Annotated in this window: 16 protein-coding genes and 2 pseudogenes; 13 read left to right on the top strand and 5 right to left on the bottom strand. The window is 45.0% G+C overall.

Annotated elements, in window-relative coordinates; translation table 11 throughout:
• Nucleotides 1-79: 79 nt before the first annotated feature.
• A pseudogene (locus tag FTU82_RS04230) lies at nucleotides 80-472 on the bottom strand (inner membrane protein YpjD); the annotation flags it as partial.
• Between FTU82_RS04230 and FTU82_RS04225 the strand changes: the two are divergent.
• Nucleotides 461-727: pseudogene (locus FTU82_RS04225) on the top strand (class I SAM-dependent methyltransferase); the annotation flags it as partial. The pseudogenes FTU82_RS04230 and FTU82_RS04225 sit on opposite strands and share 12 nt — an antisense overlap.
• Nucleotides 728-787: 60 nt before the next feature.
• Here the strand turns inward: FTU82_RS04225 and FTU82_RS04220 are convergent.
• Complete coding sequence (locus FTU82_RS04220) at nucleotides 788-1,597, bottom strand: inner membrane protein YpjD (protein WP_180085839.1); 810 nt, start codon at nucleotides 1,595-1,597, stop codon at nucleotides 788-790.
• Between the two features lie 138 nt (nucleotides 1,598-1,735).
• Between FTU82_RS04220 and ffh the strand changes: the two genes are divergently transcribed.
• From ffh to FTU82_RS04205, 3 genes are all read left to right on the top strand, one after another.
• Nucleotides 1,736-3,142, top strand: coding sequence for a signal recognition particle protein (ffh, locus tag FTU82_RS04215; RefSeq protein ID WP_100355530.1), 1,407 nt, complete (start codon nucleotides 1,736-1,738; stop codon nucleotides 3,140-3,142).
• A 150-nt stretch (nucleotides 3,143-3,292) separates the two neighbouring features.
• On the top strand, nucleotides 3,293-3,865 hold the full coding sequence (locus FTU82_RS04210) for an alpha/beta hydrolase (RefSeq protein ID WP_005095930.1): 573 nt from the start codon (nucleotides 3,293-3,295) through the stop codon (nucleotides 3,863-3,865).
• Nucleotides 3,866-4,002: 137 nt separating this feature from the next.
• Nucleotides 4,003-4,608 carry an alpha/beta hydrolase gene (locus FTU82_RS04205; RefSeq protein WP_005172434.1) on the top strand — a complete coding sequence of 202 codons (606 nt, stop codon included), beginning with the start codon at nucleotides 4,003-4,005 and terminating at the stop codon, nucleotides 4,606-4,608.
• Here FTU82_RS04205 and FTU82_RS04200 read toward each other — a convergent pair.
• Complete coding sequence (locus FTU82_RS04200; protein ID WP_100355527.1) at nucleotides 4,559-5,302, bottom strand: type III pantothenate kinase; 744 nt, start codon at nucleotides 5,300-5,302, stop codon at nucleotides 4,559-4,561. The genes FTU82_RS04205 and FTU82_RS04200 overlap by 50 nt on opposite strands.
• 13 nt (nucleotides 5,303-5,315) lie before the next feature.
• Entirely contained in the window at nucleotides 5,316-6,071 is a 756-nt protein-coding gene (locus FTU82_RS04195; RefSeq protein ID WP_074384114.1) for a biotin--[acetyl-CoA-carboxylase] ligase, read from the bottom strand.
• 27 nt (nucleotides 6,072-6,098) lie between these two features.
• Here FTU82_RS04195 and FTU82_RS04190 point away from each other — a divergent pair, with 27 nt between their 5' ends.
• From FTU82_RS04190 to rlmF, 6 genes are all read left to right on the top strand, one after another.
• Nucleotides 6,099-6,902: a sulfite exporter TauE/SafE family protein gene (locus FTU82_RS04190; RefSeq protein ID WP_100357359.1), complete on the top strand. Its 804-nt coding sequence runs from the start codon at nucleotides 6,099-6,101 to the stop codon at nucleotides 6,900-6,902.
• A 199-nt stretch (nucleotides 6,903-7,101) separates the two neighbouring features.
• The gene (locus FTU82_RS04185; RefSeq protein ID WP_005095938.1) at nucleotides 7,102-7,797 is read left to right on the top strand and encodes a GntR family transcriptional regulator; all 696 of its coding nucleotides are present in this window, start codon (nucleotides 7,102-7,104) and stop codon (nucleotides 7,795-7,797) included.
• An 11-nt stretch (nucleotides 7,798-7,808) separates the two neighbouring features.
• Nucleotides 7,809-11,261: a chromosome segregation protein SMC gene (gene smc / locus FTU82_RS04180; protein WP_180101057.1), complete on the top strand. Its 3,453-nt coding sequence runs from the start codon at nucleotides 7,809-7,811 to the stop codon at nucleotides 11,259-11,261.
• 1 nt (nucleotide 11,262) lies between these two features.
• Nucleotides 11,263-12,255 carry a cell division protein ZipA C-terminal FtsZ-binding domain-containing protein gene (locus tag FTU82_RS04175; RefSeq protein WP_180101045.1) on the top strand — a complete coding sequence of 331 codons (993 nt, stop codon included), beginning with the start codon at nucleotides 11,263-11,265 and terminating at the stop codon, nucleotides 12,253-12,255.
• A 108-nt stretch (nucleotides 12,256-12,363) separates the two neighbouring features.
• Nucleotides 12,364-14,403 carry an NAD-dependent DNA ligase LigA gene (gene ligA, locus FTU82_RS04170; protein ID WP_180101044.1) on the top strand — a complete coding sequence of 680 codons (2,040 nt, stop codon included), beginning with the start codon at nucleotides 12,364-12,366 and terminating at the stop codon, nucleotides 14,401-14,403.
• 226 nt (nucleotides 14,404-14,629) lie between these two features.
• Complete coding sequence (gene rlmF, locus FTU82_RS04165) at nucleotides 14,630-15,604, top strand: 23S rRNA (adenine(1618)-N(6))-methyltransferase RlmF (protein WP_100357348.1); 975 nt, start codon at nucleotides 14,630-14,632, stop codon at nucleotides 15,602-15,604.
• A 122-nt stretch (nucleotides 15,605-15,726) separates the two neighbouring features.
• On the opposite strand, the gene FTU82_RS04160 is transcribed toward rlmF, so the two are convergent.
• Nucleotides 15,727-16,794 (bottom strand): aldehyde reductase, encoded by a 1,068-nt coding sequence (locus FTU82_RS04160; RefSeq protein WP_005172411.1) that lies wholly within the window; start codon nucleotides 16,792-16,794, stop codon nucleotides 15,727-15,729.
• A gap of 341 nt (nucleotides 16,795-17,135) precedes the next feature.
• Here FTU82_RS04160 and bfr point away from each other — a divergent pair, with 341 nt between their 5' ends.
• From bfr to FTU82_RS04145, 3 genes are all read left to right on the top strand, one after another.
• A complete protein-coding gene (gene bfr / locus FTU82_RS04155) occupies nucleotides 17,136-17,600 on the top strand; it encodes a bacterioferritin (protein ID WP_005095949.1) in 465 nt (154 codons plus the stop codon).
• A 519-nt stretch (nucleotides 17,601-18,119) separates the two neighbouring features.
• A complete protein-coding gene (locus FTU82_RS04150) occupies nucleotides 18,120-19,877 on the top strand; it encodes an ABC transporter substrate-binding protein (RefSeq protein WP_180101043.1) in 1,758 nt (585 codons plus the stop codon).
• A gap of 22 nt (nucleotides 19,878-19,899) precedes the next feature.
• Nucleotides 19,900-21,705, top strand: a complete 1,806-nt coding sequence (locus tag FTU82_RS04145; protein WP_180101056.1) for an ABC transporter substrate-binding protein — start codon at nucleotides 19,900-19,902, stop codon at nucleotides 21,703-21,705.

The raw sequence follows: 21,705 nt of genomic DNA, 5'->3' as shown, positions 1-21,705 counted from the left end.
TGCACTTTAACCATAATTTTTGAATATGACATTTTGATGACGGCACTCAAACGTAGTGTGGGCTTTAGGTTAGCGTATGTTAACGTACCAAAATCATTTCCAGCACGAATTTAGAACCAATAAAACCCAGTGCCAGCAGACCAAAACCTAAAAGTGTAAAGCGCACGGCTTTCTGGCCACGCCAGCCAAACTTCCAGTGTCCGATTAATAGTGAACCGTAAACCAGCCAGGAAATAATACTGAACGCAGTTTTATGTGCCAGATGTTGGGCGAAGAAATTATCGATGGTGAAAAAGCCAAAGCTTAAAGCGAGCGTAAGTAAAACAAAACCGGTCATCAGCATATCAAAGAGCAATGATTCCATGTCCTGATAAGAAGGTAATAAACTGACCCAGACCCGGCGTTTTTGCTTCTTTTTGAGCTCACGATCCTGAAGCCGCAAGATCACGGCCTGAATGGTCGCCATGTAGATGAAGGATATAAAAATCTACCATTTCCATTTCAGGAAATTTCAATTTCACCACTTATGCTTGAGGTGGAGTGGAATTTTTATCAGCTGATTGTTTATATGAGTACCTGGTCAGCCGTGAAAGCAGCAACTCAAGCACTCGGACATAATCCACTGAATGTACTGGCAGATGCCTTATTGCCAGAATGGGAAGATCCAGAATTGCCTAGAGTGATTCGCTGGCCATTGTCGGTGCGTGCGGGGCGTATCACCGTTTAAAGAATATTCAAGCTAAAGCCTGTTTATTGAACAATGAATTGAATATTTCAAGGCTCAGAATTATCGCCCTAGAATCATTTCCAGCACAAATTTAGATCCAATAAAACCCAGTGCCAGCAAGCCAAAACCGAGCAGGGTAAAGCGCACGGCTTTCTGGCCACGCCAGCCAAACTTCCAGTGTCCGATTAATAGTGAACCGTAAACCAGCCAGGAAATAATACTGAATGCAGTTTTATGTGCCAGATGCTGAGCAAAGAAATTGTCGATGGTAAAAAAGCCAAAGCCCAGAGCGAGGGTAAGTAAAACAAAACCGGTCATCAGCATGTCAAACAGCAGTGATTCCATGTCCTGATAAGAGGGTAATAAACTGACCCAAACCCGGCGTTTTTGCTTCTTTTTCAGCTCGCGATCCTGAAGTCGCAAGATCACGGCCTGAATGGTCGCCATCAGCAATACGGCATAGGCAGACAAAGACAAAATAATATGAATGTCCAGGCCCAGAGAATTTTGGCTAATGATTTTAGCCGGCTGGGTAAAGACAAAGCCGAGAATTAGACCCGTGGCAGCCACCGGAATACCAATCAGATTCAAGGCGATAATTGGACGATATGTACTGTAAATAATACTGAGTAACAGCATCAAGCCCGAAGTAAAGGAAAACAGGGCAAAGACATCATAATTGATGCCCAGCGGGGTGTGCATATCACCATATAAGACCAGCGCATGCAGGCCCAGTCCAAGCAGTGCAGTTAGCGAGACAAACCATTGATTAGGAGCACGTTTAGACATTAAATGAATGAACAGATACCAGAAGGAAGCGGTATAAGCGACTAATGCTAAGATCGTATAAACCAAGGGGAGGCTAACCATGTCAAACCTTTTTAAGGGTGATGAATATTCATTTATATAAATTCGCTGCGAACTACAGTATCCTATAGCATTCTATGCATAAATTTTCTATTTTAAGAAACAATTTTTTGCTCATGGCTATTTTAAGCGGATTTTGCAATGTTTGATACCTTAACAGAACGACTCACGCAGAGTTTAAGAAATGTTACTGGCTCAGGGCAGCTAACCGAAGACAATATTAAAGATACGTTACGTGAAGTGCGTATGGCGCTTCTTGAGGCCGATGTTGCGTTACCTGTAACTCGTGAATTCATCGCGAAAGTTAAGGAAGAAGCATTGGGCCAGGAAGTGATGACTCAGTTATCTCCTGGGCAGGCTTTTGTCAAAATCGTTCATGACGAATTGACCAAAATGATGGGCGAGGCCAATGAAAGCCTCGACCTCGCTGCAAAACCACCTGTTGTTGTCCTGCTGGCAGGTCTACAAGGTGCGGGTAAAACAACAACCGCAGCGAAACTTGCACGCTTCTTACAAGAACGTCAAAAGAAAAAAGTCGCGATGGTATCTGCTGACGTATACCGTCCAGCAGCGATCAAACAGCTACAAACGGTTGCAGGCGAAGTAGGTGCGATTTTCTTAGAATCTCACGCAGATGAACGCCCAATTGATATTGCAAAACGTGCAATTGAACAGGCAAAAATCCAGTTTGCTGATGTGCTGATTGTCGATACGGCAGGTCGTTTGCATATCGATGATGACATGATGGGTGAAATCAAAGAGCTGCATGCAGCGATTAACCCGACTGAAACCCTGTTCGTGGTCGATGCCATGACCGGTCAGGATGCAGCAAATACTGCCAAAGCATTCAACGATGCCTTGCCTTTAACCGGTGTGATCCTGACCAAAACCGATGGTGATGCACGCGGTGGTGCGGCACTGTCTGTGCGTGCCATTACCGGTAAGCCAATCAAATTCTTGGGTATGGGCGAAAAGCTTGATGCCTTGGAGCCATTCCATCCTGAACGTATCGCGCAGCGTATTTTGGGTATGGGTGACGTCCTTTCTTTGGTCGAAGAACTTGAGCGCAAGGTCGACAAAGAAAAAGCCGAAAAAATGGCGAAAAAACTGCAAAAAGGCGGCAGCTTCAACTTTGAAGATATGCTGATGCAGTTTGAGCAGATGAACAAGATGGGCGGCATGATGGGCTTCTTGGACAAACTTCCTGGCATGAGCAATGCCGGTCTGCAAGATGCGTTGGCCCAGGCCAATCCTGAAAAGCAGGTCAAGAAAATGGAAGCGATTATCCAGTCGATGACCATCAAAGAGCGCCGTAATCCAGACTTGATGAACCCAAGCCGTAAAAAACGTATCGCAGCAGGTTGTGGTATGGAAGTGGCGGAAGTCAACAAGTTGATTAAACAACATGCGCAAATGGCCAAGATGATGAAGAAATTTGCCAATCCGTCAGGTATGGCAAAAATGATGAAATCACTCGGTGGTTTGCAGAAACAGTTTGGCGGCGGCGGTGGCATGGGTCCACTGTTCGGCGGCAATGACAAGAAATAAGATTCTGATTTAAAAAAGGCGCGAAATGCGCCTTTTTTATTATGTATCAATCAGAAAACCGGTTTAAACAAAACAACATTTACTTACCCAAAATAAAAATCCAATCAGGCAGACTCAGGAACATCAGCACAAAACAAAGAGAAATTTAAAATGGCTCAAGTGATCATCGTCCATGGTTATACTGCAAGCCCTGAAGAAAACTGGTTTCCATGGATTCAGGAAAAAGCCCAACAGGAAAATGTCAGCTTAAAAGTACTGCGACTTGACCCATCGACCACACCCAAGCTGGAGGTGTGGGACCAGCAAATGCGTGAGCAGATTGAGGGGATTGATGAAGACAGTATTTTTATCGGGCATAGCCTGGGAACTGTGGCTGTATTGCATTACTTATCCAGAGAATTAAAACAGCAAAAGATTCAGCAATTGGTATTGATCGCAGGATTTAATGGCCGCTTGGGTCGTTTAGATGAAGTAAACCCATTTATTGATGCCGCTGAGATCGATTTTGATCTGCTTAAACAGCAGGTGGCAGAACGGGTGGTGATTTATTCTGAAGGCGATGATCGGGTGGAGCCTGAATTTAGCCTGGAACAGGCAGACAGTCTGGATGCGATTGTGGTGAGTGCCAAGCATCAGGGACATTTTATCGATTCAGAAGGCTGTACCGATCTGCCAGAACTCTGGAAAGTGATTGAGCCTTATCTGATTAAAGCTGAATCTTAAGCAGGTTGTTGGATTCGTTCAATTTGTAAATTGAGTCTGAGATGGGATGCAAAAAGTTACTTGAATTTCATCTTCAGACTGTTTAATAGTAGTTTTTGTCAAAGCACTTTGTGCTCAATTATAATAAGTAAAACACGATGAAAAATATAATCAACAAAGTCTATATCGTGCCTGATTATCAGGCCACCTCAAATGACCATTGGTATCCGTGGCTGAGTCGCCAACTCAAAAATGTCGGTGTTGATTCAAAACGGATTATGCTGGCCAATCCTTTTCAGCCTGACCTAGAAGAATGGCAGCAAAATCTGAAACTGCATATTCCACATCTGGATGAGCATACGTTTTTAGTTGCCCATGGCCTGAGTGGACTCAGTGTTTTAAGTTTTTTACAGCAACATTATCTCCAGCAGCACCGCAAGACCGGCGGGGTCATTCTGGTTTCAGCTTTCGATACACCGCTGGTGGCCTGGTCGGAACTGAATAAAATGCTGCAGGCGACACGACTGGATCTGAACAACCTGCCGTATAGCTATAAACGCGCGGTCATGCTGATCTCCAGTAATGATCCTTTTGTACCTGCACCGGTTTCCCTGCGCCTGGCCCACAGCTTAAATGCTCAAATTTTTGAGATTAAAAAAGCCGGACATTTTAACAAATGTGATGGATTTACCGAATTTCCTCAATTGCTCGAAATCATGAAACTGTGTCTGGCAAATGAGCCGCAAAATGCTGCAAACCTTTAAGCAGAAGATCAGGTTCAATCCTCGGCTGATACGGCTCAAGATGTTGGGCAAACAGTGGAGCATCTCCACCGGTTAGTACCAGCTGTGCCGGAAAATCATGCAGCACTTTTTCAATGGTGCTGAGCAGACCGAGCAGAATGCCATGATGTACTGCATCGATGGTATTGCGTCCGGGATTGAGCTCAGAAAATGCGGCATCCGGAATTTTAATACCTTTGGTATTCTGAATCAGTGCATCACGTTGTAAATATAAATTTGGCAGAATAAAACCGCCTAAATGTTGTTGTCCTTGAATCAGGTCAATGGTCAGCGCTGTACCACAACTAATCACACAATAATTCTCATGAGGCTGGGTCGCGACAGCAAGTACCTGTAGCCAGCGGTCAATCCCCAGTTGTGCCGGTTCATCATAGCCACAAATCAGGCCAGCATATTGGGCCTGCACCTGAGCAAAAATCACTGGAATATGCAGACCATCTAATATACTGAGAATGCGCTCATTATTGGTTTTGTCCTGAACCGAAGACAATCCGACCTGATCCAGATCCAGCGTTTTAAAGTGCTGGATCAGGCCAAGTAACAAATCGGCAGGGGATTGTAAATGTAATTCCGCTGCATGTTCAATGATCTGATCTTGTTCGGTAATCCAGTATTTGAGTCGGGTATTTCCAATATCTAGCCATAGTTTCTTCATGGATTATGCCTGTTCAAGGATTATTTTTGAGCCGTAATTGACCTTGGTAAAAGATGTGGACACCTGTTTCAGTCACGATTTTAACCGCGCCATCATCCTGAATACCCAGAAATTTTCCTGAATATTGCCCTTGCAGATCGGTAAATTCAACCCTCTCTTGGATAAAAGCGGCATGTCGATTGAAACGACCAGACAGATTCTGGCTGCCATAACTAAACCATTGTCCGGCTTGCTGAATCGCCAGATACAGTTCTGCAATCAGCTGAATGCGTGAACCCGGATGCAGGCCCAACTCATTCAATGAGGTCACTTGCTGCTCGGGAACCTCAGCAGACATTGGGCTGAGGTTGATCCCGACCCCGACCACCACCTGCGTAGGTGAAATCGGTTCCACCAGAATGCCGCCCCATTTGCCTTTGACGCTATACAGGTCATTCGGCCATTTTACTTGCAAGTCCAGCCCTTGTAGACTGGGCATTTGCAGGATATTTAACGCAATTTCCAGAGCCAAACGGCCATCGATGGGTTTTTGTGTATGCAGCAATGTGCTTAAATAGATATTCCCTTCAGGTGAAATCCACTGACGCTGGCGCTGTCCACGGCCTTGGGTCTGCACATGGCTGCAGACCAGAACCTGCTGTACCCCCTTGGTTGCCAATTCCCGCACATCGTCATTGGTCGATGTGGTAATCGGTTTGATGAGCAATACTTCCGGAAGCTGGCCTGCATCGCTTAATCGTTGTTGCAGTTCACGAGTTTCTACATCCATTTGAATCTAAACGTGGTAAATATCGTTATGGAGTTAATCATATATTTATTGATTGGTGCAATTGCAGGATTTACCGCTGGCCTGTTTGGGGTTGGTGGTGGTTTGATTATTGTGCCGATTCTGTACATTGTTTTTACCCAGCTCCAGTACGATCCCAGCGTGATTATGCACATGGCGGTGGGGACTTCTCTGGCTACCATTATTGTCACCTCGATCAGTTCTGTCATGGCGCATCATCAAAGAGGTGCCGTGTTGTGGTCGGTATTTCGTAATCTGGCACCCGGCTTGATTATTGGTTCCTTCCTGGGCGCAGGGATTGCTGACTATTTATCTGGTCAAGGCTTGCAGCTGTTGATCGGGTTCTTTGCAGTCTGGGTGGCGTTTAGAATGTTTAAAGGCGCCAATGTTCAGGTCGATCCGAATAAAAAATTGCCTTCAACCCCGGTACAACTCGCTGCGGGCGGTGGGATTGGTGTGGCATCGGCGATCTTTGGGATTGGTGGCGGTAGTCTGACAGTCCCGTTTTTGAATCGCTGTGGCATCGTGATGCAAAAAGCCGTGGCGACCTCTGCGGCTTGTGGATTGCCGATTGCCGTGGCAGGCGCACTAGGCTTTATCTGGTTTGGTCAACAGGCCCAGATCACAGTACCAAATACGATTGGCTATATCCATATTTATGCCTTTATTGGCATCAGTATGATGAGTTTTTTTACCGCCAAACTCGGTGCAAAAGTGGCACATTTACTTTCACCTGCGGTACTGAAAAAATGTTTTGCGGCTTTACTGACCACCGTCGGCCTGTATTTTATTTATCAAGGTTTTATGGCCTGATTTAATTTTTTAGGTTGAACTGATGTATCACCTAAGGAGAATGGTTCACTATTCTCCTTTTTTATGAACTTGAGTTGGCTGTAGAGACACAAGATTGTCTGACAATGTCACAGTATTCATCGAAAAAATTCTGTCTAATAGCAATATAGCCCAAATCATGGGCTGAACCAGTATCCATAAAAATAAAGACAGGAACGGTATGCCATTAGAACAAGCACACAGTTTGTCTGAGCAGATTGCCAAACACATTAGCGAACAGATTATTCGCGGCGAATTGGTCGAAGGCGAACGTATACAGGAACTCAGGATTGCCTCGGAGCTGGATGTCAGTCGAGGGTCAGTTCGTGAAGCCCTGCTGTTGCTGGAACGCACCCAGCTGATTGAAATTTATCCGCGTCGCGGTGCCATTGTCTCGGAAATGTCAGCCTTGCAGGTGCGGGCCTTATTTGATATTACCTCTTTATTGCTGGGGCAGATGGTGCATCGTATGGCTGAAACCTGGCGGAGTCATGAAGCCGAGCGCATTCAGCTATTATTAGAACAATTAGAAGCAGAAACTCGCCAAGGACATACAGAAAAGTTTTATGATCTGATCTTTCAGGGCATGGCCCAGCAACATGAGATGGTCGGAAATCCCTATCTGATGCGCTACTATCAGGAACTGTTACCTTGCTTGCGGCGTAGCTATTTCCTGACCCTGAATATTTCCAGACGCGAGTTACAGGAATCTTTCGACTTATTTAAACTGGTCACTGAAGCAATTCTGATACGAAAAACCCATCAGGCCGCTTTATTTATGGAAGATTTTTGTCGACACTTACGCAACCTTGTGTTGGAATCTCTGACACGGATGAAACAAATTGAACTCGCGTGGGCCAGACGCTCACGACGTTAAATCAGGACATTATGCGTTTAAGCAGTTTAAAACTTTCAGGCTTTAAATCTTTTGCCGACAGTACCACTTTACATTTTAAAGATAATCGTACTGCAGTCGTGGGACCGAACGGGTGTGGTAAATCTAACGTCATTGATGCCATACGCTGGGTCATGGGTGAGTCCAGTGCGCGCCAGCTGCGTGGTGGCAGCATGCAGGACGTGATTTTTACCGGAACTGCCAAGCGTAAACCGGTGGGCATGGCCAGTGTGGAACTGCGCTTTGACAATACCTATGGCAAACTGGGCGGCGCTTATAATGCCTATAATGAACTGGCAGTCCGCCGTCAGGTCAACCGCGATGGCAAGTCTGAATATTTCTTGAATGGCAGTAAATGCCGGCGTCGTGACATTACCGATATTTTTCTGGGCACCGGTCTGGGGCCACGTTCTTACGCGATTATTGAACAGGGCATGATTAACCGTCTGGTCGATGCCAAACCGGATGAAATGCGGGTCTATATTGAAGAAGCTGCCGGGGTTTCGCGTTATCAGGCACGGCGCCGTGAAACCATGCTGCATCTGGATCACACCACGCAAAACCTGTCGCGTCTGGAAGATATTGCCTCTGAACTGAAATCTCAGTTAAAAACCCTGAAACGTCAGGCTGAAAGCGCGATTCAATATAAGCAACTGGAAGCACAGATTCGCAGCATCAAGATTGAAATCCTGTCTTTCCAGTGTGAACAAAGCCAGCGCTTGCAAGAAGAATATACCGTGGAGATGAATACTCTCGGAGATAATTTTAAGCTGGTGCGTTCCGAGCTGACTACGGTTGAACATGATTTAGGTCGTACCAGTGAACTGTTTCAGCGTCTGATTCAGCAATCGACACCTTTGCAAAGTGAATGGCAACAGGCCGAGAAAAAACTGGCCGAACTGGAAATGACCTTGCAGCAAAAACAGTCTTTGCTCGAGCAAAATTCCACCAGTCTGGTCAAGCTGGAACAGCAAAAAGCTCAGACCAAAGAGCGTTTGCAATTGATTGAACTGCAACTCGATACCTTGCAGCAGCAAGCTGAAGATCAGCAAGCACAATTGCAGCAGCAAGATGGCCAGAATCAGGCGCAGAGCCAAAATCTGGCTGATCTCAAATCACAACATACAACAGTCGCGGCACAATTTGCCCAAATCAAAACTCAGGTCGAACAGCAGCAGCAGCGTAAATTACAAATGTTGGCTCAAAGTGAACAACTAGCCAAGAATATTGAGCGGATTGAACAGCAAAAACAGACCGTACAGCAACAGAGCATACAGATTCAGCATCAAGCGCAACAAGATGAGCTAGAGCAATATCAACAAGACAAGACTGAGATCGAACAGCAGCTATTCACATGTGAAGCGCAACGCACTGTATTGCAAGATCAATTGGCTCAAGTTCAGACCGAGCAGGCAGAACAGCAGCAGTGCTTGATGCAGTTAAAATCTGAAATTCAGGTGCTGCATTCAGAACAGAAAAACCTCAGTCAATTGCTGACCAAAGCCAATCCACATGCCAAGGCCGATGCACTACAGCTAATGCATGTACTTAAGCTCAACGATGCAGGCAAAGACCATGCAAAGCTGATCGAAAAGTTTCTGGCAAAATGGCTGTCTGCCCAGATTCTGGCAGAGGGTGAAAACTTTCTTGAAGATCGGGCGCGTCAGTTAAAGCCATATACTGTGCAAGATGAAATTCAGATTGCCAATACGGTGTGTCTGGCCGACTGGATTGAATCTCCACAGTATTCACTGTGGCAGCAGGTTGCAGTTGTAGATTCATTAGCGCAAGCCTTGAAACTTCAAACTGGGCTTTTGCAAGGTCAGACCCTACTCAGTCTGGATGGCTATCAGGTTGGGCCTGATTGGGTGATTGCGCTGGATTATGATGAATCGAGCCAAGCCGCTCAGGGCGCATTGAGTCATCGTATCCGTCTGGAGGAAATCGAGCTTCAGTTATCAGCACTGAATACCCAACTTAGTCAGGCTGAAGAGCAACTGCCTGAACTGAATCTTCGGATGAAGGAGTTAAAAACCCAGATTCAAACGATCAGTGAGCAGTACAAGCACACACAAAAGCAACTGCAACAACTCGATGTCAATATTGCCAAAGTTCAAAGTAGTGCTCAGGCTTTCGCATTACATAAGCAGCAATTACAGCATCAGCTGCAACAACTCGATGAGCAGCTAGAAGAAGATGCCATGCAGAAAGACGATCTGGAAATTGATCTGCATGCTCTGAATATTAAGCTGGAACAAGCGCTACCAAATTATAAAACCCTGCAATTCCAGCTGGAAGCATTGAGCACTCAGTTAGATGACTCGCAGCAGCTTAGCCAGCAAGCGCAGCAGGAACTGGAACTGCTGCGCCGTCAAAGCGTACAGAGTCAGCAGCAGATTGAATTGCTGGAAAAAGATCAGGTATTTTTAATAGAACAGTATCAACAAATTAATCTACAAATCGAGCAAGCCAAGAAATTTGTCGATCCGGTACAGCTAGAATTGCCTGCTTTACAGAGCCAGTTTAATGAACAGGCGCAGATCACTGAAAAGCTGCAAAAAACCTGGGCCGACTGGCAGATCGAATTAAATCAGGTGCAGAGCAAACAGCAGCAATTAACTGAACAGCGTCACAGTTTCCAGCAGCAGGATGAAAAACTGCGTACAGCACTGGAAGCCAAACGTCTGGCCTGGCAGGCAGCCAAATCTGATTTGCAGCATTATTCAGAACAATTAAAAGAACTGAATCATGAAGTCATCAGCGGTTTAACTATTGATGTCAAAACCCATCAGGCGAAACTGGAAAAAGCTCAGGCGCAGTTCGATAAGCTCGGTGCAGTGAATCTGGCGGCTTCTGAAGAATATGAAGAAGTCTCGAAACGCTATGAGGAACTGAGCCACCAGATGCAGGATCTGGAAAATACTGTGGAACAGCTACAAGCTGCGATGAAAAGTATTGATCAGGAAACCCGCAAACTGTTTATGCACACTTTTGATCAAGTCAATGCCGAACTGCAAAACCTGTTCCCGAAAGTATTTGAAGGGGGCGAGGCGAGTTTAAGTCTTGAAGATGGATGGCAATCGGGTGTAAAACTGATGGCCCGACCACCGGGTAAACGTAATAGCTCCTTGGCATTACTCTCCGGTGGGGAGAAGGCTTTAACTGCATTGGCACTGGTATTCGCGATTTTTCGCTTAAATCCGGCACCTTTTTGTGTACTCGATGAAGTCGATGCACCGCTAGATGATGCCAATGTGGGACGTTTTTGTAATTTAGTCAAAGAGCTTTCTGAACACGTGCAATTTATTTATATTACCCATAACAAACTTGCAATGATGATGGCGACTGATCTTTTAGGTGTAACCATGCCTGAACCGGGAACCTCAAAATTAGTGACAGTAAATTTGGAACAGGCAAAAGAATACGGCTTAGCTGCGGAGGTATAATATGGAAATCACCACCATTATCGGGATTGTTATTGCAATTATCATCATGCTGTTGGGCATCAGAATGCTGCTCAAAAAACCTGTAGAGGCAGTCCCTTCACTGGATGCTAACCTGCATATCGATCCGGATAGCCAGACCCCTGTCATTCCTCGGCATGTACGATCGCAACTGGCAAAGCAGAACGCAGATCCGGCACAACGTATAGAGCCGAGCCTGAGCGTAGAAGAAAAGGCTCCTGAAAAACCTTCGGCATTTCGCAAGCCTGAACCGACCTTGGTTGAGCCAGCAGTGCTTGAGACAGCTGCAGCAGTCGAGCCGAGTCCAATGACCGAAGCTGAAGTGGTGGCAAGCTCTGCAACTACAGAACCAGCCGAAACATCACTGGAGCAAAAACCGGCCGAAGTAGAACCGGAAAATAACCAGCCTGAAAATAAAGATACAGCTACCGAATTTAGTCTGAACAGCAACATTGAAAAAGCAGAAATTTCTGAATTTAATGATGAAAGCAGTATTCTGGATGCCCATTTGCATGAGCAAAAAATAGTGGATGAAGAAAGTGCGTTATCCAGTGCTGAAACCATTATTTCTCTGCATATCTATCCGCAAGGCCGTGTACTTTCAGGCGATAAGACCCTGAAAGTTTTACTCAAATATGGTCTGCGTTATGGCGAACTGGCCTGTTTCCACCGTTATAGTGAAGATGATTCAAAACTGCTATTTTCGGTACTGCAAATGACCGATACGGGTATGGAAGGCTTTGATCTGGAAACATTGTCGACTCAGGAAGTCAAAGGTCTGGCTTTCTTCCTGGCTTTACCGCATAGCGATGTACAAAATGCCTTTGATACCATGGACAGTATTTCACGTCTGATTGCCCGTGAAGTCGATGGTCTGGTCTATGATCAGAACCAGCAGGAACTTACCCCACAATTACGTGAATTCTGGCGCCATCAAGCCATTGATTATCGTGCCGGTCAACCGACAGAAGTTTAAGCGGTTTTGTTTAATCTCCAAGTTGAATCTGGAGACTGCAATTTTTATAATAGCCAAAAGCTGAATATTCTACAGGGCGGATTTTCCGCCCTTTTTTATGGTGAAATTATGACCCAAGATGCCACTGTCATTGCGCAAATGCGTCAACTGATTCAACTGCTTGCCAAGCATAACCATGCTTATTATGTGATGGATCAACCGAGCATTGAAGACAGTGAATATGATCAGCTCTTTCATCAGCTTAAAGCCCTAGAACAACAATATCCCGATCTGATCCAGTCCGATAGCCCGACCGATAAAGTCGGTGGGCAAGCACTTTCAAAATTTGTCACCGTTACGCATGCTGTTCCGATGCTGTCATTAGGCAATGTCTTTCATCAGGACGACCTGTTTGCTTTTGCCCGCCGTATTGAAGAGCGTTTGCCGAATCAAAAAATTGAATATGATGTTGAACTGAAATTTGACGGGCTGGCCATTTCCCTGTGGTATGAGCATGGTGTCTTGACCCGTGGTGTGACCCGTGGTGATGGGGAAACCGGTGAAGACATTACCCAGAATGTCCGAACCATTCGCAATCTGCCGAAACTTTTATCACCAGTGAATGGCATCATTCCCGATTTGTTAGAAGTACGCGGCGAAGTGTTGATGCCGAAATCCGGCTTTGAAAAACTGAATGCAGCCAATGCAGTTAAAGGTGAAAAGACCTTTGCCAATCCACGTAATGCGGCGGCAGGCAGTTTGCGTCAGCTGGATCCGAATATTGCCGCATTACGGCCACTGGCTTTTTATGCTTATGGAATTGCACAATGCGTACCGCATCATGGGCAAGGCACAATGTCTGCCAGTCTGGAATGGTTACATCAGTTCGGTTTTGCGGTTGGCGAGCGTCACTTTATCTGTGACAGTATCCAGGACGTGCAAAAAGTCTATGAACAGATTATTCAGGAACGTGCCAGCCTCAGTGTAGAAATTGATGGCATGGTGATTAAAGTCAATGACCTGAAACAGCAGCAGCAACTTGGTTTTCTGAGTCGGGAGCCGCGCTGGGCCACCGCCTATAAATTTCCGGCAGTTGCAGCCTTGACCACGGTTGAAAATATTAACTGGCAGGTGGGACGTACTGGTACATTAACGCCGGTAGCACGTTTGAATCCGGTCGCGGTCGGCGGCGTAACTGTTTCTAATGTGACCTTGCATAATATTGGCGAAATTCACCGTCTCGATGTACGGATTGGTGATACCGTCAGTGTCTATCGTAGTGGCGATGTAATTCCTAAAGTGGAAAAAGTCTGGCCGGAATTCCGCCCGGTGGATGCCGTTGAAGTGCATTTACCTGAGCAATGTCCAGTCTGTGATTCACCGGTGGTGATGCCGGAAGGCGAAGCCTTGGCACGTTGTTCGGGTGGGCTGTATTGTGCAGCGCAGCGTATTGAGGCGATTCGTCACTTTGTTTCACGTAAAGCCATGGATATTGAGGGTCTGGGTGATCGCTGGGCAGAATCTTTGCTGCATCTAAATCTGCTGAAAGATGTCTCGGATATTTATCACCTGCATGAACATCGTGAGCAGCTACTACAGATTGAAAAAATGGGTGAAAAATCTGTTCAGAATTTAATAGATTCTATTGAGAACAGTAAGAAAACCACACTGGCCGCTTTTATTTATGCCCTCGGTATTCGTGGCGTGGGTGAAACTACAGCGCGCATGCTGGCCAATAATTTCCAGACCTTGGATGCATTACGTATCGCGGATATCGAAGCACTCAAAAAAACGCCAGATGTAGGGGATATTACCGCAGAATGGATTATTGATTTCTTTCAGGCGCCGCATAATCTGGAAGTTCTGGATCGTTTACTGGCAGCAGGCATTCACTGGGATGCGCCAGTTGCACCGACCCGTCAGCCACTCAATGGCGAAAGTTGGGTCGTGACCGGAACCTTAAGCAGTATGGGGCGCGATGAAGCGACTCAATTACTTCAGGCACTGGGTGCGCGAGTCAGCGGCAGTGTATCCAGTAAAACCAAATGCGTGGTAGCCGGTGAAAAAGCCGGTTCTAAACTGGACAAGGCAGAAAAGCTGGGTGTAACGGTCATCAATGAGGAACAGTTCATTGCCCTGATGAAAGAGCATGGGCAAATCGAAGACTAATCAGTTCTAAACAATGACTTAAATAAAAAAGACACTAAGGATGATGAGTCTTGAGGTGTCTTTTTTATTGCTAGTTCAAAACTATAGGTGAATGAGAGGGGGGAGGATAGACAAATACAAGGACGGGTTCGGCAATGTGAGTTGAATTCACGTACAATATCGATTCATTCGCAGGTATAGATCCTGCCTTATTGATTCTGTTCTCCCGTTGATGATTGACATACACATGGCTCAAGCAAAGAAATCTTTTCTGCAACAAAAATCGCAATTACATGCACGAAATCTGCATCGCAGTCGTTACGATTTTCCTCAGTTAATCAAGAGTTGTCCGGAACTTGCGCCTTTTGTCAGCCCGAATCAATATAACGATCTTTCAGTCAACTTTTCTGATCCTCAAGCTGTGAAAATGCTCAATAAAGCATTGCTCAAGCATTTTTATAGTATTCAATATTGGGATATTCCTCAAGATTATCTTTGTCCACCTATTCCGGGTAGAGCCGACTATATTCACTATTTGGCGGACTTGTTGAGTGATAGCAATAAAGGTCAGATTCCAATAGGACACGCCGTTCACGTATTAGATATTGGGGTGGGCGCGAACTGTATTTATCCGATTATTGGTCATCGTAGTTATGGTTGGAAATTTGTTGGCTCAGACATTCATCCTGCATCGGTTAAAAGTGCTCAATTTATTGTGGAGGCAAATCCAAATCTCAAAAAGGGGATTCAGATTCGATTGCAAAAGACACCGAGCAATATTTTCAAAGGCGTGATTAAACCTTCAGATCGTTTTGATTTGACCCTGTGTAACCCACCATTTCATGCTTCGCAAGATGAAGCAAATGCCACAGCAACGCAAAAATTACGCAAACTTGGCAAACCGGTTGATCGGTCTAAAGTGGTGTTAAACTTTGGCGGACAAAAGAACGAGCTGTGGTGTGACGGTGGAGAAGAACGCTTTGTTTGCCAGATGGTACAAGAGAGCACACAATTTGCTGAGCAATGTCTTTGGTTTAGTACACTGGTTTCTAAGAAAACCACATTGCCTATGCTGTTAAATACCTTGCGTAAGTGCGGTGCAGTGGATTTAAAAACCATTAAAATGACGCAGGGGCAAAAAGAGAGTCGTTTTGTGGCTTGGACTTTCCTAGATGCAAAGCAACAGCAAGCGTGGAAAAATGCGCGTTGGACTTCTGCTTAGCTTGTTTTTAGGCAGGAATAGTGAGCTTGTGGGCGCATAAGTCGGTGTAGTCGCTCAAATTTAATCTGACAGATACAATAAAAAAAATCGGTAACTGTCAGATCAGGTTTGAGCTAGTACGATTAAGGAATATATTTTTTGACTACGCCATCATCGAGTAATTGCTGGAAATGTTCGACCAGACTTTCTTGTACCGGACGATACTCAATGCCGAGCTCATCTTTACTTTTCTGGGCATTAAAGAAAATTGGATAACCCATATTCAGTTCCACAAACTTAGAGCTAAAGCCTGCCAATGGCCCAAACAGTTTAAAGGCCGCTTTTGGCAACTGATTGCGCGGGAAGGGGAACTTATTGCCAAAATTTTCTCGTAAAATCTGACCCATTTCCAGCAGGCTCAGGCTTTCACTACAAATAATATAACGCCCATGTGCTTCCGGTTTAAATGCAGCACGGAGATGTGCTTCAGCGACATCCTGCACATCGACCACACCATTCCACATGGGTGGAACACCGAGTAGCGTCATGCCATTGGCGAATTGCTGCAAGACCTCGACACTGCCAGACTGGGTGTTGGGGGTTAAGGATTGACCAAAGACCAGCGCTGGATTAATACAGACCAGCTTCCAGCGATCCTGTGCTTCTGCCATCTCCCAGGCTTTGCGCTCTGCCATGACTTTGGAATAAGGATAAGGCTGATGTGTGGCCGAACTGGTGCTATTCCAGTGTGATTCATCAAAACTGTTATTTTCAGTTTGCAGAATATCAACCGCATCGCCATAAGTGGAAGCAATACTCGACGTGACGATCACGCGTTTTACGGATTCGGTATGGTTGACACTATTCAGGACATTTTCAGTGCCTAAAACCGCAGGTTCAATAATGTCTTTGACCGCATCTTTATAATTGGTCACCACAAAAGGCGAGGCCATATGAAAAACAATTTCACAACCTTGCATGGCCTGATCAAAAGAGCCTGGACTTAATAGATTGGCCTGAAATAACTTGAGAGTTCCCGCACTACTGTCAGCAATTTTTTCTAGGTGAGTAAAGCTTTTAGTTTTATTCAGATCGCGTACCGTGGCATGTACGGTATAGCCTTGCGTGAGTAATTTCTGGATGACCCAGCTGGCAATATAACCCGATGCACCGGTGACCAGAACCGGCGCTGTAGTGTGTAGATGTGTCATAGTTGAACCATTGTTGTTTTAAATTTGTCTGCATCATAAGCGAAATTTAAGCATGAAGTACGCCAATGCGGTGATGTTTATACAAAAACTATTAATCTGACTGATCTTCATGAATATTTACAAAATTTAACCTGAACATTCTTTGGTGTATTTAGCTGTAGAGCCGAGCGCCGTAAAAATGCAAAGTATTGTTTTATAAATGGGATTTGATTCAGAACGAAGTGTAAATGCAAGTACTTCTCATTTTAATTATATAAAAATCAAATATTTAACCTGGTTAAGCTTTGCAAATCTGAATGCTTTTCTCCATAATAGCAGCATAAAGGTAGGGAGTAATTCAAATGCGCGGTAATCCAGAAGTCGTAGATTATTTAAATATGTTGATCGGTGGCGAACTGGCTGCTCGTGACCAATACTTGATTCACTCTCGTATGTATGAAGATTGGGGTTTAACCAAAATCTTTGAACGTATCGATCACGAAATGCAGGAAGAAGCCCAGCATGCGGATGCGATTATCCGCCGTGTATTGTTCCTTGAAGGTACACCGAACATGCAACGCGATGACGTTGAGATTGGTGAAGATGTCGTAAGCTGCCTGAAAGCCGATCTGAAACTTGAATACCATGTGCGGGAAAAACTGGCACAAGGCATCAAGCTGTGCGAAGAAAAAGGTGACTATATCACCCGTGATATGCTGCGCCAGCAAATGTCAGATACTGAAGAAGACCATACCTACTGGTTAGAAAAACAGTTGCGTTTAATTGAACTGATTGGCTTGCAAAATTATATTCAATCACAGATGTAAAATCGGATTGAGAAAAAACCCAGCATATGCTGGGTTTTTTTTATGGGGTAGAAATTGAGGGTAATACTATTCTGGTTTCAGTTGGGACAATGTGGAGTAGATAAGCATTGCACAAAGAATAGGATGATTGCATAAAGAGACATTTAGTGAGCAGTTGGTTATTATGAATTTCTGGGTTCTAAGATCAAGGCCATGTGAATTCTCTAAAAAAAAGCTTATTTATCTTTGTGTGAAGAGAAGACGAATCGGCGTTTTAAAGATAAAAATGACATAAAAGGTTCATTAAAAATATTTGGTTAGGCAAAATAAGGGTAAATGCATAAAAATAAATTTTCTCGGCAGAAGTTGAAAAAATAGTTGTTTTTTGAGGATATGAGATTTGCTTTGTCCAATTTAATCCCTCTATTCAGCTTTGATTCATAAATTGCAACCAATATAGGGCGTTAGGTTAAGAACTTCCTAGATCAATAAAACATTAAGATAAAAATAGGTATGACTTTGAAATCAGCAATGTTAAAGATGACCGTTTTAGCACTGACCATCGGATCGGGGGAGGCGGTCTTGGCAAAATCGCCTGCGCAGTCAGATAAAGTTTTAAATATTGCATTTGAAGCACCTGATGACGGTTTTGATATGGTCAAGACCTATAATTTTTATAGTGGCAGTATTGCCGAAGCGATTTTTGAACCCTTATTACGCTACGACTATCTGGCACGACCCGCCACTTTAACCCCGAATACTGCTGAAGCCTTGCCCAAGATCGAGCAGGAGGGCAAGGTCTATACCTTCAAGATTAAGCCTGGAATTTACTTTAGTGCTGATCCGGCATTTAAGGGTAAAAAACGTGAACTGGTTGCTGAGGACTATATTTACTCCATGAAGCGGGTGATGGATCCTAAAAATCATTCGCCGACCTTTTCGTTTATTGAGGGCAAAATTCTCGGTGCAGATGCTGCCATTCAGCAAGCCAAAAGTTCTGGTCAATTTAATTACGATGCGCCAATTGCAGGACTAAAGGCACTGGACAAACATACCTTGCAAATCACGCTCACGCGTTCCGACTTTAATTTCCCTTATATCACGGCCTATGTCACTTTTAGCGGTATCGCCAGAGAAGTCATTGAGCATTATGGCGCGCGTGCAGGTCAGCATCCAGTCGGGACAGGGCCCTATCAATTGCATAAATATGTGCCGCGTAGCCGGATTGAATTAAAGGCCAATCCAGATTACCGGGGATTTAGCTGGAATTTTAAGGGTGAAAATACGGCCTGGGATCAACGTCTGGTGAAAGAAATGAGTGGCAAAAAAATGCCGCAAATTGGGAGGGTCAAGGTCAGTATTATTGAAGAAGAACAATCGCGCTGGCTGGCGCTGAAATCTAGTCAGCTGGATTATGACCGGCTCACTGCAAGCGGTGCCGAACAGGCCCTGGTCAATAAACAGCTCAAAAACGAATACAAGCAAAAAGGCATTTTGCATTATCCAAATAAAGATGCAGAAATCACTTATACCATCATGAATATGCGCGATCCTGTGGTCGGTGGAAATTCACTAGAAAAAATCGCTCTGCGTCGGGCAATCGCCTTGTCTTATAACCAGAATGAAGCCATTAAACAGCTGTATAAGGGACATGCAGATAAAGCTGAAATGACCATTCCCGAAGGCGTGAATGGGCATAATCCAGCTTATAAAAATAGTATTGCCTATAATCCGCTCTTGGCCAACAAGCTGCTCGACCGTTTCGGTTATAAAAAAGGTGCAGATGGCTATCGGACTTTGCCTGATGGCAAACCTTTGACACTGAAAATGAACTCGACCAGTTCCAGCTCTTCAGTGATTGCAGCGGAATTATGGAAAAAAAATCTGGATGCAGTTGGTCTACGTATTGAATTTAAAATCAGCAATTTCGCCGACAACCTGAAAGAAGCCACGCAATGTAAACATATGCTGTGGGGCGGTGCCTGGATTGCAGATTATCCGGAGGGTGAAAATTTTGCTCAACTCTTATATGGCCCAAATGCACAGCAGGGCAACCTGAGCTGCTATACCTCAAAAGCCTATGATGCCCTGTATCAGGCTGCTATGAAACTGCCACCAGATCAGCGTACGCCCTATTATGAAAAAATGAACCGGCAAATCGAAGCCGATAATCCCTGGATTTTACACAATACCCGGGTGCGTAACTGGCTGATTCACCCTCAGGTTCAAGGCTTTAAAGCACATCCAATCATGAACTCCGTTTGGCAATATCTCGATATTGAACCAGTCAAAAAATAAACCTATTTAGATGAAGAGTATGATGAAGGGAAATTTATCAAAGCAATTCAAGCAACTGACGGGTAGTGTTCTGCTGGGAAGTTTGCTCTGCTCGGGGATCGTTTCTGCATGGGCCATTAATCCTGCAGATCCTAACAAGGTGATTCGGGATGTTTTTCCGGTGGCAGAAACCGGATTTGATCCCGCCGCAACGCACGATGCCTATTCAGCCCGGGTTAATAGCGCGATTTTTGAAAACCTGTTTAGCTATGACTATCTGGCAACCCCAGCCAAGCTGATTCCTAATACCGCGGTTGCCATGCCAGAAGTCAGTGCAGATGGTCTCACCTATACCATCAAAATCAAAAAAGGCATTTACTTCGCCGATGATCCCGTTTTTAAAGGTCAGAAACGTGAACTGACGGCTTATGATTATGCCTATTCATTAAAACGTCTGATCGATCCCAACTTGCATTCACCAAATAGCTGGTTGCTGGATGGCCGGATTAAAGGGCTGGAAGCATGGGTCGCCTTAGGCAAAAAGAATGGCAAAGTCTATGAAAACCCCTTTGAAGGCATTCAAACGCCAGACCGTTATACCCTGATTCTGAAACTGACCCAACCGGATCAAAACTTTCCGATGTTACTGGCACATGGCCCGGCGGCTGCAGTTGCCCGTGAAGTTATTGAAAAGTACCGTAATAAAGCAGGCTTTGCGATGGACAAACCAGTCGGTACAGGCCCTTATTTATTGTCACGCTGGACTCCGGGTTCACGCATTATTTTAAAAGCCAGTCCGAACTACCGGAGTTTTGTCTGGAATTTTAAAGCCAGTAGCAGCGAAGACCAGCCTATTGTGGATGCATTGCAAGGCAAAAAAATGCCGCAAATTGGCACGATTGATATCCGGGTCATTGAAGAAGCCCAGTCACGCTGGTTGGCCTTTAATAAAAATGAACTGGACATGACTGAAATCGACGGCGATATGGTGGTTCAGGCGCTTGAAAATGGGCTACTCAAACCTTCCTTAAAACAAAAAGGGGTTCAGTTATCTAGGATTACCGATCCGCTGATTGGCTACCATTACTGGAATATGCAGAATCCTGTGGTCGGTGGGTTCAGCAAGGAAAAAATTGCGCTACGTCGTGCCATGGCCATGGCTTACTCTACCGACAATATGATCAGTGTCTTGCTCAAGGGCGATGCCAATAAGTTACAGATGCCGGTACCACCCGGGGTGGTTGGTTATTCACCGGATTATAAAAGCAGTATTCCCTATTCGGTCAAGGCGGCCAATATGCTGCTTGACCGTTATCAATACAAAGTCGGGGCCGATGGCTGGCGCAGACAACCCGATGGTAAGCCTTTAGAGATTGAACTGATTGTCGGTAATACCAGTCGTGGTCAGCAACAGGCAGAATTCTGGAAAAAAGCCCTGGACAATATTCAGATCAAGATGGTCAGCAAAGCCATGCCATTTGCCGAGGCGATCAAGCTGGAAAAACAGTGTAAGACCATGTTTAAAAGCTCGGCCTGGATTGCTGACTATCCGGATGCCGACAACTTCATGCAGCTTTTTTATGGCAAAAATGTCAATGTCACCAACAATGCCTGCTTCAAACATCCTGAATTTGACCGCCTGTATGAGCAAACCCAAAGCATGCCAGCCAGTCCTGAACGTAATGCAATCTATCGCAAAATGTCCCGGATTCTGGAAGTGAATATGCCGGTACTGATGCTATATAGCACCTATCGTAATGTCTTGTCGCAACCTCGGGTCATTGGTTATAAAAACCATCCGATTCTGTCTTCAGAGTGGATGTACATCGATATTGATAGCAAAAAGTAA

It is taken from the genome of Acinetobacter sp. YH12151 (assembly GCF_013418355.1).
Taxonomy (GTDB): Bacteria; Pseudomonadota; Gammaproteobacteria; order Pseudomonadales; family Moraxellaceae; genus Acinetobacter; species Acinetobacter pseudolwoffii.
Note: the sequence above shows the minus strand (reverse complement) of the source record. Positions and strands in the feature narration are given on the sequence as shown.

What these genes read in the sequence shown, in the direction of transcription:
- FTU82_RS04220 (WP_180085839.1), bottom strand. Translation starts at nt 1,597, where the DNA reads ATGGTTAGCCTCCCCTTGGTTTATACGATCTTAGCATTAGTCGCTTAT.
- ffh (WP_100355530.1), top strand. Translation starts at nt 1,736, where the DNA reads ATGTTTGATACCTTAACAGAACGACTCACGCAGAGTTTAAGAAATGTT.
- FTU82_RS04210 (WP_005095930.1), top strand. Translation starts at nt 3,293, where the DNA reads ATGGCTCAAGTGATCATCGTCCATGGTTATACTGCAAGCCCTGAAGAA.
- FTU82_RS04205 (WP_005172434.1), top strand. Translation starts at nt 4,003, where the DNA reads ATGAAAAATATAATCAACAAAGTCTATATCGTGCCTGATTATCAGGCC.
- FTU82_RS04200 (WP_100355527.1), bottom strand. Translation starts at nt 5,302, where the DNA reads ATGAAGAAACTATGGCTAGATATTGGAAATACCCGACTCAAATACTGG.
- FTU82_RS04195 (WP_074384114.1), bottom strand. Translation starts at nt 6,071, where the DNA reads ATGGATGTAGAAACTCGTGAACTGCAACAACGATTAAGCGATGCAGGC.
- FTU82_RS04190 (WP_100357359.1), top strand. Translation starts at nt 6,099, where the DNA reads ATGGAGTTAATCATATATTTATTGATTGGTGCAATTGCAGGATTTACC.
- FTU82_RS04185 (WP_005095938.1), top strand. Translation starts at nt 7,102, where the DNA reads ATGCCATTAGAACAAGCACACAGTTTGTCTGAGCAGATTGCCAAACAC.
- smc (WP_180101057.1), top strand. Translation starts at nt 7,809, where the DNA reads ATGCGTTTAAGCAGTTTAAAACTTTCAGGCTTTAAATCTTTTGCCGAC.
- FTU82_RS04175 (WP_180101045.1), top strand. Translation starts at nt 11,263, where the DNA reads ATGGAAATCACCACCATTATCGGGATTGTTATTGCAATTATCATCATG.
- ligA (WP_180101044.1), top strand. Translation starts at nt 12,364, where the DNA reads ATGACCCAAGATGCCACTGTCATTGCGCAAATGCGTCAACTGATTCAA.
- rlmF (WP_100357348.1), top strand. Translation starts at nt 14,630, where the DNA reads ATGGCTCAAGCAAAGAAATCTTTTCTGCAACAAAAATCGCAATTACAT.
- FTU82_RS04160 (WP_005172411.1), bottom strand. Translation starts at nt 16,794, where the DNA reads ATGACACATCTACACACTACAGCGCCGGTTCTGGTCACCGGTGCATCG.
- bfr (WP_005095949.1), top strand. Translation starts at nt 17,136, where the DNA reads ATGCGCGGTAATCCAGAAGTCGTAGATTATTTAAATATGTTGATCGGT.
- FTU82_RS04150 (WP_180101043.1), top strand. Translation starts at nt 18,120, where the DNA reads ATGACCGTTTTAGCACTGACCATCGGATCGGGGGAGGCGGTCTTGGCA.
- FTU82_RS04145 (WP_180101056.1), top strand. Translation starts at nt 19,900, where the DNA reads ATGAAGGGAAATTTATCAAAGCAATTCAAGCAACTGACGGGTAGTGTT.